The organism is Lacibacter sp., assembly GCF_057361365.1.
On the sequence record NZ_JBMQSG010000011.1, the window covers coordinates 117,129 to 132,781 of the forward strand.

A 15,653-nucleotide genomic window follows, 5' to 3' on the forward strand; every position below is an offset into this window, starting at 1 on the left:
GATCGTTGCTGTCTTATTTAAAAAGAGATGGCGCCATTTCGTATAAACTTCTGCGCCAGCTTTGAAATTCATGTGCTGTACCCGGAGAAACATAAGTAGCCACTTTATAACCTGCCGCTTTTAAATCGGCTTCTACTTTAGGTAATCCTTCAGCGCCACGGGTTTCTTTACTTCCATAGGAGATGAACATATATTTTGGTTTCATTTTTCCCTCCAGTTGTGCAGGTGTATAATTGCCACCACTTAACAATCCCCAGTAGCCAAATACTTCCGGTTTTGCTAATGTGATCGTATGCGTTTCAAAACCACCCATTGATAAACCGGCCATCGCCCTGTTATCTCTGTTTGCTTTTGTACGGAAATGCGCATCGATGTAAGGAATTAATTCATCGAGTAATACCGTTTGAAACGCAGCTACACCTGTAATTTCACCTGCTGTAATTCCTGTAGCTACAACATTTGGCGCACCCATTCCACCTCCTGCAGGAGGAGCTGGTGGAGGTGTTGCTGTTGTGCCAGCAGGAGGAGGTGGTGGTGTTGGTCTGCGACCGATAGGAGCACCTGTATTCGTCATACCATAAGTCATTACAACAATGAACGGTTTTATTCTTCCTGATGCGATCATGTTATCCATGATGAGGTTTGTTTTTCCCTGCACAGCCCATGAAGTTTCATTCTCGCCCCAGCCATGTTGCAGGTAAAGCACCGGATATTTTGTGTTGTCTTTTTCATAACCCGGAGGAGTATATACCACTGCTGCCCTTTGTGTGTTGGTACTTTTTGAAGGGAAAATAATGTGCTGCATATGACCATGCGGTACATCTTTCAATGCATAAATGTCCTGATCCTTAGAAGGAATTTCAATTCCACTTTCCCAGCGTTGCGATCCATAAAAAAATCCGGTACCGGGATCATTAAACGTAGCCCCATCAACGTTTACCCTGTAGTAATGAAAGCCTTCATCCATTGGACCAGCAGTAGTGCCAATGAAATAGCCGCTATCTGCTTTTAATAATTTTGTTCCGCCTTGTCCACCAAGACCGAGACTAACCCGAACACTGTCTGCATTGGGTGCATAAATTCTAAACCGTGCATAACCTTGCGAGTTTACCTGTGGGTACGCCTGAAAAGGTTGATTAAATGGAGATGGCTTAAAATCTTCGACAATATTTGTTTGTGAAAAAGATGCGCTGGCTGCAAGAAGCATTGTTGCCAGCATAACGGTTGATCTTATTTTCATATTACAAGTTTTAAAGTGGTTATGTGTTTCGATTATCTAAAAATTTCCTGGAGTGTAGTGGCTAAAAACAATTTGCAGTTCATCCATGTATGTCCGCCGGGTACGATGTAGCTTTTTAGCTTGATCTTTTTTTCTTCGAACATTGCAATGTTGCCTTTTACACTTTCGTATAAAAAATCTTCGGTGCCTACACTGATGGTAAACAATTTCAACTGCTGATTGATCTTGTTTGCATCAGGGGAATAGTTCGAAAAGTTTTTCTGAAACTCTTCTGTTGCTGTAAACGGTGCATAAGAACTGATGTAAGCGAATTTGTCGGTGTTGGTTAAACCAATGTTGAGTGTTTGTCCGCCACCAACAGAGAAGCCGGCAACTGCACGGTTTTTACTATCGGTGTACACGGGATAGTTTGCTTCAATAAATGGAATGATATCGTTGATGACATCTTTTGTAAAGTCGGCCATTGGTTTGGGACGAACATTGCCGTAAGGCATCACAATGATCATCGGCACAGCTTTGCCTTGTGCAATTAAATTATCTGCAATGAAATTTGCACGACCAACTTTTGTCCATGTTTCTTCTGTATCCGATCCGCCATGAATCAAATACAAAACAGGATACTTTGTTTTACTGTTGGCATTATAGCCGGGCGGTGTGTACACCAGCAATTGTCTTGTTGTACCTAATGTAACTGAGTTGTAATAGCGATAACTGATTTTTCCGTGCGGTACATTTTGCAACGAATGAACCAATGGGGTATTACCCGGAACTTCAACAACACTTCTTTTGAAACGCTCATTGGCGAAAACATAGGTATTGTTGGGATCAGCGAGTTCAACATTATCCACGTTAAAACTGTAGGGGTAAATGTCGGGCTTAATATCTTTCACCGTAACCGACCAAATGCCCGATGTATCTTTTGCAAAAGGAAGAGGCGCTGTAAGAAACTCTCCTTTCAATATTACCGATTGTGCTGTTCGTGAATAGTAGCGAAAGGTAACGCTGCCATCGGTATTTATATCTGGCGAGCTGATGACAGGTGGTCGTTGCTGTGCAAACACAGCAGAACCAATGAAGAAAAATGCAGTTGCTATTAAGAATGATTTCATCATATACTATTTAAAAAGTAATGGTACTGTTTGCGACACATAATCTTTCACATTCATCCATGTATGTCCACCACCGGTGATCAGACTTTTGTGATTGATCTGCTTTGCTTTTAAATAATCGATAAACTCAACAGTTGATTTGTATAAAAAATCTTCGTTGCCCACACTTACCCAAAGCAGTTTGAAATCTTTATTTGTTTGTGCAGGATTGTCAACAAGGTTTTTATACCTGCTGTCCATTTCCTGCGACGATAAATAAGCACTGTAACAACAAACCCATGAGAACTTATCGGTATTGCTGAAAGCAGTACGCAATGTTTGTCCGCCACCTCTTGAAAAACCGCCAATAGCTCTGTTGTTACGGTTGCTGATAGTGCGGTAGTTTTTTTCGATGTAAGGAATAACATTGCTGACAAGATCTGTTTCAAATAACTTTGCACGTGTAACGGCATCTTCACTATCTCTTCCAACAATATCACCTGGCTTTGATTGTTTCTTTTGTTCAGCAATACGTGCCATGGGATTACCGTAAGGCATTACAACAATCATTGGAACAGCTTTTCCTTCTGCAATTAAATTGTCGAGAATGAAATTTGTTTTGCCTACTTTAAAAAATGTTTCTTCGGTATCGGTTGTTCCGCTGATGAGATAAAAAACAGGATATGTTTTATTGGCAGACTGATCATAACCAGGCGGCGTATAAACAACTACCGACCCTGTAGAACCATCAACCGAAGGATAATATTCATAAGTAACTGTACCATGCGGTACATTTTTCATTGCATGAATCAAAGGCGTTTCGCCGGGAACATCAACCAGACTTGCTTTGAAACGTTCATTGGGAAAAAAGTTAACATTGGCAGGATCCATTACGGTTATGCCATCTACAACAAAACTATAAGGATAGATATCGGGTTTAATAGGTCCAACTTTTATACTCCAGATGCCAATGGAATCTTTTGTCATTGGCAATTGAGAAGCACCGAACTGTCCACCACCTAATTTTACTTCTTTCGCTGAAGGCGCCAGGTAACGAAACGTTACAGTCTTATCGTCGTGCACCTGTGGAGAAATGACAAAAGGCCCACGGGGTGGTTGAGCATTTGCGCTGATGGCCCAAAAAAAGATCATTCCTAAAAAAGCAAGATGTTGAATTGACCTGGTTACCATTTTTTATGTTGCTTTATTTTAAGTTTAATGTAAGTTTTGCGGGTTCGATTAATAAACGTTTCAACGATGCGTTAATGGAGGTTGTTGATCTTTGCCTTTACAGCAGATACAGGTTGCCAAAATTTCCGGTAACAGTTGCGGCAGTTTGTGAATTGGTCAAGCAATTTTCGATCGTGGTTGATGTGCATTAAAGTGATACAAGTTAGCCACGCCTGCCGGCTTAAACTTCCAAAAAACCACAGCGGAAAATATTACACAACCCATCAACGCCTCCAGCCTATCGTCAGCAAAATGCTTATAGAAAATTCATCTTTCATCGTTACTTTATTCATACTCAAATCCTGCTCATTCGTTTATCAGTGTTATGATTTGTCCCGGTTTGGTTAGTACATCATAGAGAAAGCTGTTCGCTAATGCAACAGGAACGATGCTGGCCTTTTCTGAAATAATCGGTTCTTTCATTACCGGCGTTTCATAAAACGGGTTGGGGTTTTCGCCAATTGCCTCCTTTAATCCAATTGCATTTAGCGACTTCATTTTATTCGGCAACCTTAATCGCAGATTGCCTCCGAGTGTTGATCGCACAACTGCTTTCACAACTTTTCCATCTTTCCATTCCATACTCAGCAATTCAAATCCACCTATTGCACGCAGGCCGGTAATGCTGCCTTGCTTTTGCCACACAGCAGGTAAAGCAGGAAGCAAATGCAATGCGCCGTCTGCACTTTGCATCAACATTTCAGTAATGCCTGATGTGCATCCAAAATTTCCATCAATTTGAAACGGAGGATGCGCATCGAAGAGATTGTTATACGTACCTCCGCCACCATCAACAGTGCCAACCGGTGTTAATTGATTTTGAATAAGCTTGTAAGCATGATCACCATCAAGCATCTTTGCCCACCAGTTCACTTTCCAACCCATGCTCCATCCTGTTGAAATATCACCTCGATGAATGAGTGTTGTTTTTGCAGCGCTGTGCAACTGCGGTGTGCGGTAAGGCGATATTTGATTGGAAGGAAATAAACCGTAGAGATGTGAAATGTGCCGATGCTTGTCGTTGGGATCATCAATATCATCGAGCCACTCCTGCAACTGTCCATGTTTACCAACGTGCATTGGGGCCAAACGATTGCGCATCTGTTTCAAACTATCAACAAATGATTTGTCTTTCTGCAATAATTCGGCTGCACGAATGGTACTGCTGAAAACATCAAACACAATTTGATTCGTCATGGTTGTACCTGCATCAAGCGATGAGCCCTGGTGTGCTGCCGGTGCATTCTCCGGCGACATATCAGGATTCATCACCAACCATTTTTTTGTTGGATGCTCAATTAAAAAATCAACATAAAACAAAGCAGCACCTTTTAATACCGGATAGGCCGTTGCTAAAAACTTCTTATCGCCGTTGTATAAATAATGTTCCCACAAATGCATACTGAGCCAGCCACCACCATTGGCCCATGCTCCCCAAAATGCACCATCCACAGCGCCTGTTGCTCGCCAGATATCGGTGTTGTGATGCGCCATCCAACCTCTTGCTCCATACATGTCTTTCGCTGTTTGCACACCTGTAACCGATAATTCTTTTACCATTTGCAAGAGTGGCTCATGCAGTTCTGGCAAATTTGTTTTTTCTGCAGGCCAGTAATTCATTTCTGCATTGATGTTGATGGTGTACTTGCTATCCCATGGTGGTCGCATTTTATTATTCCAAATGCCCTGCAGGTTTGCAGGTTGCCCACCGGGTTGCGATGAAGAGATGAGCAGGTAGCGGCCGTATTGATAATACAGTGTTACAAACTGCGGATCGTTAACTGTATTAAATTTTTTCAATCGCTCATCTGTCGGCAGTTTAGCGGCATCGGTTGTTCCAAGATCGAGTTTTACACGATTAAAATATTTTTGATACGCTGCAATATGTTCTGTTTTGATCTGTGTAAATGTTTTTGTTGCAACAGTTTTTAAATACGATGCAGCCCGTTCCTGCTCGTTGCCACCTACATCGTTATAGTTGTTGAAGTTTGTTGCAATTGAAATGAAAATAGTAACAGCGTTTGCATTGCTGATGCTGAGCAAAGTATCAACTGCAGTAAGGGTGCCGCCTTCATTTTTGAACGAAGCAATGCCTTTATATTTTACCATCCCCTTTACGCCTTCATGATCGATGACTGTGCCTGCAAACGTCAAATGACTGGCCGTAGTTTTTATTTCTGTTTTGGGTTGAGCTGTTTTGTAAAAAGCAGTAAAAGATATTTGACCGGGCTTACTTGCCGTAAGCCTAACAACAATTACACGATCTTTAAAAGAAGCCAGAACTTCTCTGGTGTAAGTAACACCCGCCAATGTGTAAGTTGTTGTTGCGATCGCTTGTTCAATATTCAACTCACGGTAGTAATTGCTGTGTTGTTGGTGATTATTGAACTGTAATTGCAATTCACCTGCAGGTTCAAACATTTGCCCATGCGATTTCTTACTGATGATGACTTTGTTTGCAAGCTGTTCTGCTTCTTTTTGTTTACCATCGAAAATTAGCTGACGCATCTTTGCTAAAGAATCAAAAGCCAAAAGATTATCGTTGCGGTTAGGCCCACCACTCCATAAAGTATGTTCATTCAACTGTATAGTTTCAGTTTCAACATTGCCATAAATCATCGCACCCAAACGTCCATTACCAATGGGCAAAGCATTCTCCCAGGTTTTACCTGCGGAGGTGTTATACCATAGCTTCAGTGCTGTTTTGTTTTGAGCGAAACAAACAGAATAGAGAAAAACAACAATGATCGATAGAATAAATTTCATGAGCAGCTGATTATTTTAAATTACAATTGAGTAAAACTATTGCTTTCAAAGTTCTTCTCTGATTGCATTGAAAATTACTTTCTCAAGAAACGGATACTGTTAATGAAAATATCGCCACTCCTTCCTGCAGGGAATTTGATAAACAGATCATGTTTACCTGTTATATTTTTAAGTGATTTCGTAAATGCTTTCAAGTTTGTTTGATTGCCGGTTGAAGTAACAGGTATGCTGGCGATCAATTTGCCCGTTTTTAAATCGTCGATCCAAATTTCTATGTTGCCTCCTTTTATTGCAGATGCAACAACTTCAATTTGTGCAGCCGGAGATACAGAGTCGCCTATTTCAACACCCGAAAGCATAAACCATCCACCATTATCAGAAGTATTTGTTACTATAAGATCTGTTTTTTCAACGCCAAAATAATTGCTGTAACCAACTGCAGGTAGTTTTGAAAATCCATCCTTGCAAACAAAGAAATCAAAATCAGCAGGCTTGCCCTCTGTAAACAAACCAACACTGGTGCCTACCCACGAGTTGTAATTAGGATGTACTTTATCTAAGCTGACAGCGCTGATAGGGTCACCCATAGATAACCATTTTTTTCCATCTGTACTGTAATAGGCAAACAACTGGTGCAGCTGTCGTTCCACTTTCAACCAAACAATATTACCAGCTATGTTTTTAATTTTTCGAACGGCTGTGTCTAAAGAGAATATCAATTGTTTCTCTTTATCAAAACCGCTGTACAAACGCACCACTGTTCTTTGATTTCCATTTGAAAGATAAAGTCCGGCTTTTGCAGCAGTATCTGTTGCATTGAAATCAACTTTTGTTACTGCAGCATAATAATGATCGGTTTCTTTTTGCACCAGGCTTGTTCTTCCACTATCAGGTGTAAGGCGCACCCAACCTTTACGTGCATTCAACGAATAATTCGCCTCATCATTCTTCGTTAAGAAATGCCAGTTGAGATCAAGAATATCTTTTTCAAAATAATCGGTGTATACACTTCTCCATGCAATGCCCGATTTGGGAAGACCTGGCTTGTGCACCGGTTGGGTTGTTGGTGCCATTCCCCAGGGACGATCGCCTTCCCAAATAACAGGATAAAGTGAAGTTTGCCGGCCTTTGCCCGACCAATCATCGGTACCATACTTTTCATAGCTCTGTCCAATCGTCCACCATGTTCCATCCGCTAATTGTATGGGTGCAGATATATGATTCGGACGACGAAAGCCAACGTTGGGATCAGTAATGGGTTTAAAGAATTCGCCCAATCGTTCCCATTGCGTTGAATCAGCAGTAAGTGCTTTTCCTCTTAATACATATTGCCCGCCTGACACATCACCTGCTGGAAAATAATAGTAGTAACCATTGCGCTTGCACATGACCGGACCTTCGGCCCAGCTGTATTGCAATTTTGCATTGATCCAATCCATGTTAATAACGGTGTCGGTCAGCTGCCCATCTTTTCCAAGCGCTTGCAGACGATTTACTTTCTGTCCGTTTTTGATCACCATATACGGCTTGCCATCATCATCAACAAAAATTGAATTATCATAACCCAGTGGACCGGTAACAGCATTTGTTTTTACCTGCACAGCATCAGACCACGGACCAAAAGGTGAATTTGCTTTACTGAACCATTGACCGTTGGATGAAAAATATATCCAGTAAGAACCATAGAAATAAGTAATAGCTCCTTGCCAGATACCTGCTGATGGACGATCGGTAACAAATGAAGCTTTCGCAGGTGCAACTACACGACTGATCACTTTCCAATGCACCATATCTTTCGAATGATAAATGGGCAGGTAAGGTGTAAAATGAAAACTTGATCCGCAATGATAAAAATCATCACCTACACGTAACATGGTAGGATCAGGATGATCGCCAGGCAATACAGGATTTACATACGTATTAACCTGGTTGTAGTAAACTGATGAATCAACATCATCTTTCTGACCCCGTACAACGAATACATTTACTAAAAACAAACTGACCAATATTATGTAACGATGATTCTTCACGTTCATACAGTTCTTTTAATGTTTTGCTGTTTTCAATTTTGTGACCATTTGAATAGCTTCTTTTTCACATCACTTCACAATAGCATGCAGCTAATTGAAAGTCCGCTGTAGAAACGGCGGACCTGTTGCTATCGATTGCTATGCGAGATAAAATATCTCTACACTGATTTCTGTTCACCTGGCGTAGGGCCAAAAGGGAACGAATTATTTTTTCTTGTTTTTTAATTCGATGACTTTATAAAAAGCGGGCTTGGGTTTAAATTCTTTATCGAAGAGTAAAGGATAATTGGTTCTGCCACGAACAGGGAAACCATTTAGCCATGATTGTCCATCATCAACACCCCAAAACGTAACACGGCTAATTTTTTCCTTATACTTTAAAAATAAGCGGAACACATCCTGGTAGCTTTTGGCAAGTTGTGTTTGTACAGAATCGGGTAAGCCAGCTGTATATGGGTTGAGTTTGGCTTCATATGTTGCCCTTTGATTTACATCGGCGCCAACAATATCACGTGGGTTTGGCAATACACTTAAATCAAGTTCAGTGAACATCACATCAATACCCAATGCAGAAAATTCACGAATACTTTCTTCAATATCTTTCAATGGCAAGTGGTTGATATGCCAATGCCCCTGGATGCCTACCCCATCAATACGCACACCTGCTGCCTGAATTTTTTTGATGAGTGTAATAGCCCCTGCCCGTTTCTTTGGCTGTTCAATATTATAATCGTTGTAATAAAGTTTTGTGTTAGGCGCCGCTTTTTGTGCAATGCGAAAAGCCTCTGTTACAAAATCATCGCCCAGCTTATCAAGAAAAATTGATTTGCGCATGGTGCCATCTTCGTTCAACGCTTCATTTACTACATCCCATGAATACACCTGACCATCATAACGACCAGCAATAGTGGTAATATGTTCATTTAAAAACATGCGCACCGAATCAGCATCTTTCATTCGGCGAACAAATTGCGGCATCTGACTATGCCAGATCAATGTATGTGCATTCACTACTATGTTGTGCTTTTTTGCATAGGCAACCAGCTTATCAGAAAGGTCGAAATTGTAACGGCTCCATTCCGGGTGCATAACTTCTGCCTTCATAATATTCTCTGGCGTTACTGCATTGAACTGTTGAGGAACCAATGCAGCTGCACCCGGAATTCTCTCTTCAATCTGTGCTGTATTTAATGCAGTACCAATGAAAAAATCATTTTTAAATACTTCCTTTAATGAAGGCGAGTCTGACGTTGTCGTGCTGCTTTTTATGCCTGTGCAGTTGAGGAATGTAAGACCGCCGGCAACCGCTATGAGAATATGTAAATATTTAATGCGCATACTTTATTATATCAGTTCTCTTTACAAATAGGTTTTAGTAAACAACTGGGCTGAACGTTTCAAATTTCACTCCCCTGTCACGCAACACCAAAGTATCAGTGAGACTATGTGTAGTTGTTCCAAAATTTACCTGGTATTTTAAGTGAAGTACATCTCTCTTTTGATTTCCCCACATATCACCTTTCTTTACAAATGCACCATTACCGCTCACTGTGTAACTTGCTGCTGCAGGTGCGGCCACAGTACAATTACCTGTGTTGTCAAAAGTCAGAACCAACTGGAAAGGGGCATTGATATTTCCTTTGTTTTTTGCATTCAGGGAAATAGAGTCTTGTGTCATCGATTTGGTAAAAAGGTTACACACTTCGTCTTGCTCAACATAAGTTTTGTGATAGACGACTGTAGTATCTAAAGCAGTATTACCATTATTTCCTTTTACTTCATCAACACCTCGGCGTAAGTAAGCGCCATGAAAAGGATTCACATATTTTACAGCGTAGAGAACATAATCTTTTGGAACAACGGCCCAATCGCCTGCAAAGCGTGGATCAGGCGTTGCCTTTGTGGAAGATCCTCTCAAAACAGAATCTGCATTGGTAACAGAAAGAATCTTCAAAGGAATAACAAATGTATTTTTTATTGCACGTGGATCTGCAAAAAACGCATCTGTTAACTGCACTTCAATGCCGCCCATTACCTTGCCTGATGGAATAACAATCTTGCGTTCTTGCGGCAACACGTAATAATTATCCGGCATAGCAATAATGTCACTTCCGCTTGCAGAACCAAACCGCAGCCTTTGAGTTAAAGTATTATCAACCGCTACATTAATTGTGATGTCTTTTTTGTTTTCATATACACCGCCCATTGCCGCCATGATCAAACATTTGCGTTGGTTGTCCAATGTATTGTCAATAATATCTTCTCCCAGCACAAGCGTTCTTACCGGCGATTGATACGGAAAATATACTGTTGAATATTTATAGTCAGGGAACTCCCATTTTTTATTACAGGCAGCAAGCACCAGGAATAAACTAAAGGATAGTAAAAAAGCTCGTTTCATATTTATTATACATTAATAATTAGAGATTGGTGTTACCACCCTTTGTTTTGTAGAAGGTTGGCTTTCAAAGCCTCGGTCAACGGAATAGGTCCATAATACATGTTATCTGTATACTGACGGTTTTCAACAGTTTGTATGGTAAACACATTATTGTTGATCGTTACTCCTTTTGCCGGCTCAGTAAGGTTTTCTTTCCAGCGACGCAAATCCCAGAAACGGAAACCTTCGAAACTTAATTCCAATCTTCTTTCATTACGTATCAGTTTACGCATGTCTTCTTTTGTGGAGATTGATGCCAGGTAGTTATCCGGCTGCGTAATTCCTGCTCTTTTACGAATAGCTGCAATTACAGTTCGGGGTGAGAAGCCGAATGTTCCCATTCCATCTGGTCCCCAGGCTTCATTAGCTGCTTCTGCGTAGATCAAAAACACCTCTGTATATCTGATATGAACAGGATAGTGTTTCTGAGTAGAAAGGGATGAAGGGTTTGCATTGACATCTTCTCTTAACAGCTTTCTCATATAATAACCCGTTCTGGTTGAGGTGGGGAGAAGGTTGACTGCGTCATTGGTTGGGTTGTCAGTCCTTGTCCAAATGAAAGTAGAAGCATTTTTCATAGTACTGCCATTAAAAACAATATAATTCCTCAATCGTGGATCACGATTAGCATAAGGGGTTGTTGCCACATAGCCGCTTGCAGCATCTGTAATTGGATAACCATTTGCCATCGGGAATGCATCTACAAGATTTTGTGTTGGATTTACCCTGCCGTTTCCAAAAAGTGTTGGAGGAAAATTGTCTCTTTCTAAATTGTTTGTATTAACAATAGAACCTCTCCATAACATTTCTTTTTGGTCGATCCCGTTAGCTAGATTAATGGTATTAACAGTTGTTGTATTACCTGGAACAGCCGTTGCGCTGTAAAACAGTGCTCCTTGGGGATCCAATCCGGAAATGCCGCCAATTAAAGAAAGAACCTGACCTGCATAGTTTGCTGCATTTTCCCATTTGGTTGAAGTTGACTGTGGATTATATGCCGGACTTGCAGCAAGTATTGCAGCCTTAGCTCTTATTGCTTTTACAATTCGGCCAGACACACGTTGTCGGTTAAAAGTTCCGAAGACACGATTATAATCTCCCACTGCCATACTACTGTATTTAGCCGGTAGTTGTGCAGCGGAGCTAATATCGATATAGTCGAGCGGCAAGTATTTCTCAGCCTCAGCAAGATCAGCATTTATCTGCTGCACACATTGGTCGAAAGTATTACGTGGTTTTTTAAAATCAGAATTAGCTTCAAGAGCCTCGGTAATAATGGGTATTCCAAGTAATTCTCCGCTTGCGCTGTACCCTGCATGTGCCTGCAGAAGATTGAACATAAACAGTGCACGTAACCCATAGGTTTCACCTTTAAGACGGTCTGTAAACAAGGTGCGCACGTTTTTGCTCGATGGAGCCCAGTTCACACTGTCAACCTCCCGAAGAAAAACATTCAAATACAAAATCGCTGTAAAAGAATTGTTCCATTGATCAACAGGGTTGTTGGCAGCCGACCAGGATCCGGTTGCCATATTAAGAAGTGGACTGAATTTATCATTTGTAACAGCATCATCTGTTGCCACTTCGTTAAAAGAATAACCATTCGTCGGGAGCCTTGTGTAAGCATTCATCAATATTCCTTCTGCAAAAAAAGGATCGCCATAAATATCTTCGAACGTACGGTGGTTATCGTCATTTGGAGTAAGGTTCTTTTTACACCCTGCAAAGGCTATGCATAGTATAACAAGCACCATTATTTTTTTACACATGTTTATCATTTTTTTTTTGAGATCGTTCTTTAAAAATTGGCCCTGATTCCTACGTTATAATTTCTGAATTGTGGGGTGCTGGCAACAGCCAACTCCAAAATTTTACGGTTTTGAGCAAACGTGTACAAGTTGGCTCCTGAAACATATACCAGTAAATCTTTGACAAATAATTTACTCAATACCTTATCCGGAAGATTGTACGTGAGCTGAACCTTGCTGAGGTTAAAACGGTTTGTTTTGTATAACCAAAAATCAGAAGTGCGGAAATTATTTGCACTTTGTTGTGTACTTAAGCGGGGGTATGTGGCAGTGGTCTTTGTACTTTCTGTCCACCTGTTCCACACTACTTCCGAATACTTTACATCGCCGCTTACCCAATAGTAGTTGTTATTCATTACACCGTATCCACCATTATTCCCTGTACCAAGTATAAACAAATTAAGTGCCTTGTAGCTGATATTTAAGTTGACTCCATATGTGAACGGCGCAATAAAACGACCTATCATTACTTCATCCCGACTATCAATAATGTTATCTGCATTTTGATCTTTGTATTTAATATCTCCGGGTTTTAGTTCTGTACCGAATAATTGTCTCGGACTGCTGCTTATATCATTTTGATTCATGAAAAAGTCATTGTTTACCAATCCAAAGATTGCATCTACAGGTTTACCTGCTCTGTTTTGATAAGAATCGAGAAAAAGTTCATCACGTTTTGTAACCTTTGAAGTAGCGTAGGTAATATTTGTTCCCAGACTAAATTCTACATTCCCAACCTTCTTGTTTACATTCAACATAACATCAAACCCTGTACGCTGATTTGTATTGTAGTTTGTATAGGGGATAAACGTGCTGAAATAATTTGGATATTGAGAAAATCGCTGTGTTGGCAGACCTGCCATTTGCATTTTAAATACTGTAGTCTGAAGTGAAAGAAGGTTATTGAAAAAAGACCCTTCTAAACTTAGATTTACTTCTTTTCTTTTTGGAAATGTGAGGTTGGGATTAGGTCCCCAGGCAGCAGTAGTGGCCTGGTTAGAACCTTGTATGCCATCATTCCAGGTAAAACCTGCGCCCCTGTTGTATGTATTATCATAGATGTAGAATGCATCCTGATTGTTTCTTGTGATATCCAAATCAGTATTAATAATTCCTGCAGACGCAGACAGCTTTAAATAATTCACCACTTTGGAATTCACCAGAAAATTCTCCGAACTAAGTAACCATCCAATACTCCCTGCTGGAGAGAAACCGGTACGGTTACCTTCGGGCAACCTTGTTGAGTTGGCATAAGTGCTGGTAAAGTCTGCCCAATACTTGTGTTTGTAATTGTAGCCAACCTGTAAACCCAAGTGTGAATTAGTAATCTGCTGATAAATATCATTCACTGTAATCCTGGAAGAATAACCCAGCAACTTAGCTGAAAAGTTATGATCATTGTTTATTGTTCTGTCATACCCAAACCACGAAGCGAAAGCAACATTCTGCCTTTGTGCGGTATTGTTGATATTTTGCGTGCCGGGACGAGCATCTTCTCCAAACTTTTGACTCGAGCTTAACGATAACGAGTCGGAAGTACTGCTCCAGATGGGATTATATACAGCGTATGTGTTGCTGATCGATTGCAGGTAAGAATTTGAATAATCAAGATTAAACAAAGTGTGAAACGACAAGCCCTGCATCACACTACTTAAATCAGCATTAATTTGGTTAGTAACCTGGAATATACGCCTGATGTTCCGGTCGTAACCTGCAACATACAAATCAGCAATAGGATTCGTTTGAAAACTTTGCAGCCCACCCAATAAGTATCTGCCATCAATCAGGTTGCGACTTGCCTGTACCAGAGCGAGTGAAGCCTTGTCATTAGCAGATATTAAATTTATAGGAATAAGCGGCGTAAACCTGTTCGGCAGCGCCGAAGCTGCATTACTCCAATAGTTTGTATTGGCAGTACTACTCCGTGCTCGGCGGCTTTCGCTAAAAATAGCGGAAACATATATTGAGCTGGAAATTTTGTCGTTGAGTTTTAAATCAACATTTCCCCGCACATTCAAACGATTGTCATGTTCATTTTTTCCTTCACCAATATTTAATAAAGTAGAATTATTAACAAAACCAATGTTTGAGTAAAATCTTGCATTGCTGTTACCACCGGAAAATTCAGCGTTTGCATCTGTAGCATTCTGGTATTTTTTCAGGTACTGTGATGAATAGTAATCTACGCTTGGAAAACGAAATGAATTACCTGTACGATAATTTTGAATGGCAGCAGGAGTATAAAAATCTGCAAGACCATCATTACGTCGTGCTTCATTATACAATGTCATGTAGTCAGCAGAATTCAAGTAGTTAGGAAGAGCACTGGGTAATGAAACACCTGTGTTTACTCTTAAGCCAATTTTACGGGTATTTGCTTCACCTTTTTTTGTTGTAATGAATATGATGCCTTTACCAGCCTGGCTTCCATAGAGGCTAGCTGCATTTACTCCTTTTAAAACACTAATTTGTTGTATTTCGTTAAGAGTAATATCAGCAAATTCACGGCGAACTCCATCTATCATAACCATTGCGTTCTCCATACCCCATATATTGTTGCTCCACAACAACCCTGCTACCCTGCCATTCATTCCTCCTTCAACTGAAAGATTGTAATCCCGGTTGATATAGGTTTCCGGATTTAGTACGCTTATAGCACCTGGAAGATCCTTCTTGTCTATTTGTCCAAAGGGCAGATAAACCTCTTGCTTTCCACTCGCCGCCATACTGATTCTCGGAGGTATTGCTTCAGCCCGCAAAGTGAGCATTTTAAAGTCTTTAGCATTTAGTATCACAAGAGAGTTTGCTGGTACTGTGATTGAAAATTTACCAGATTTGTCTGTATAGGCTGTGGTTTTGCCTGTGTTACCCGACACAAGAACCCCTGGAACCGGCGCACCTTTTTCATCGTGTACAATTGATGTGATGGTAACCTGGCTCACCTCCTGCGCTTTTAAAACCGTTGAAAAGCACAAGAAAATAACACAGTATGCTATGCATATTTTTACACGCTTCAATAACATCGTTTTACAATTCACTTCTTTTGTTTTA

Annotated in this window: 9 protein-coding genes; all 9 read right to left on the minus strand. The window is 40.6% G+C overall.

Annotated elements, in window-relative coordinates; translation table 11 throughout:
• Positions 1 to 13: 13 nt before the first annotated feature.
• The gene (locus tag ACO1QW_RS10190; protein WP_486258144.1) at positions 14 to 1,240 is read right to left on the minus strand and encodes an alpha/beta hydrolase-fold protein; all 1,227 of its coding nucleotides are present in this window, start codon (positions 1,238 to 1,240) and stop codon (positions 14 to 16) included.
• Between the two features lie 32 nt (positions 1,241 to 1,272).
• Positions 1,273 to 2,349, minus strand: a complete 1,077-nt coding sequence (locus tag ACO1QW_RS10195; RefSeq protein WP_486258146.1) for an esterase — start codon at positions 2,347 to 2,349, stop codon at positions 1,273 to 1,275.
• A gap of 6 nt (positions 2,350 to 2,355) precedes the next feature.
• Entirely contained in the window at positions 2,356 to 3,519 is a 1,164-nt protein-coding gene (locus tag ACO1QW_RS10200) for an alpha/beta hydrolase-fold protein (RefSeq protein ID WP_486258148.1), read from the minus strand.
• Positions 3,520 to 3,864: 345 nt separating this feature from the next.
• Positions 3,865 to 6,324 carry a glycoside hydrolase family 95 protein gene (locus ACO1QW_RS10205; RefSeq protein WP_486258150.1) on the minus strand — a complete coding sequence of 820 codons (2,460 nt, stop codon included), beginning with the start codon at positions 6,322 to 6,324 and terminating at the stop codon, positions 3,865 to 3,867.
• A 74-nt stretch (positions 6,325 to 6,398) separates the two neighbouring features.
• Positions 6,399 to 8,360, minus strand: a complete 1,962-nt coding sequence (locus ACO1QW_RS10210) for a family 43 glycosylhydrolase (protein ID WP_486258152.1) — start codon at positions 8,358 to 8,360, stop codon at positions 6,399 to 6,401.
• A 198-nt stretch (positions 8,361 to 8,558) separates the two neighbouring features.
• Entirely contained in the window at positions 8,559 to 9,692 is a 1,134-nt protein-coding gene (locus ACO1QW_RS10215; protein ID WP_486258154.1) for an endo-1,4-beta-xylanase, read from the minus strand.
• 34 nt (positions 9,693 to 9,726) lie between these two features.
• Positions 9,727 to 10,755: a DUF5627 domain-containing protein gene (locus tag ACO1QW_RS10220; protein WP_486258156.1), complete on the minus strand. Its 1,029-nt coding sequence runs from the start codon at positions 10,753 to 10,755 to the stop codon at positions 9,727 to 9,729.
• A gap of 32 nt (positions 10,756 to 10,787) precedes the next feature.
• Positions 10,788 to 12,563, minus strand: a complete 1,776-nt coding sequence (locus ACO1QW_RS10225; RefSeq protein WP_486258158.1) for a RagB/SusD family nutrient uptake outer membrane protein — start codon at positions 12,561 to 12,563, stop codon at positions 10,788 to 10,790.
• A 29-nt stretch (positions 12,564 to 12,592) separates the two neighbouring features.
• Positions 12,593 to 15,544 carry a SusC/RagA family TonB-linked outer membrane protein gene (locus ACO1QW_RS10230; RefSeq protein WP_486258160.1) on the minus strand — a complete coding sequence of 984 codons (2,952 nt, stop codon included), beginning with the start codon at positions 15,542 to 15,544 and terminating at the stop codon, positions 12,593 to 12,595.
• Positions 15,545 to 15,653: the final 109 nt, after the last annotated feature.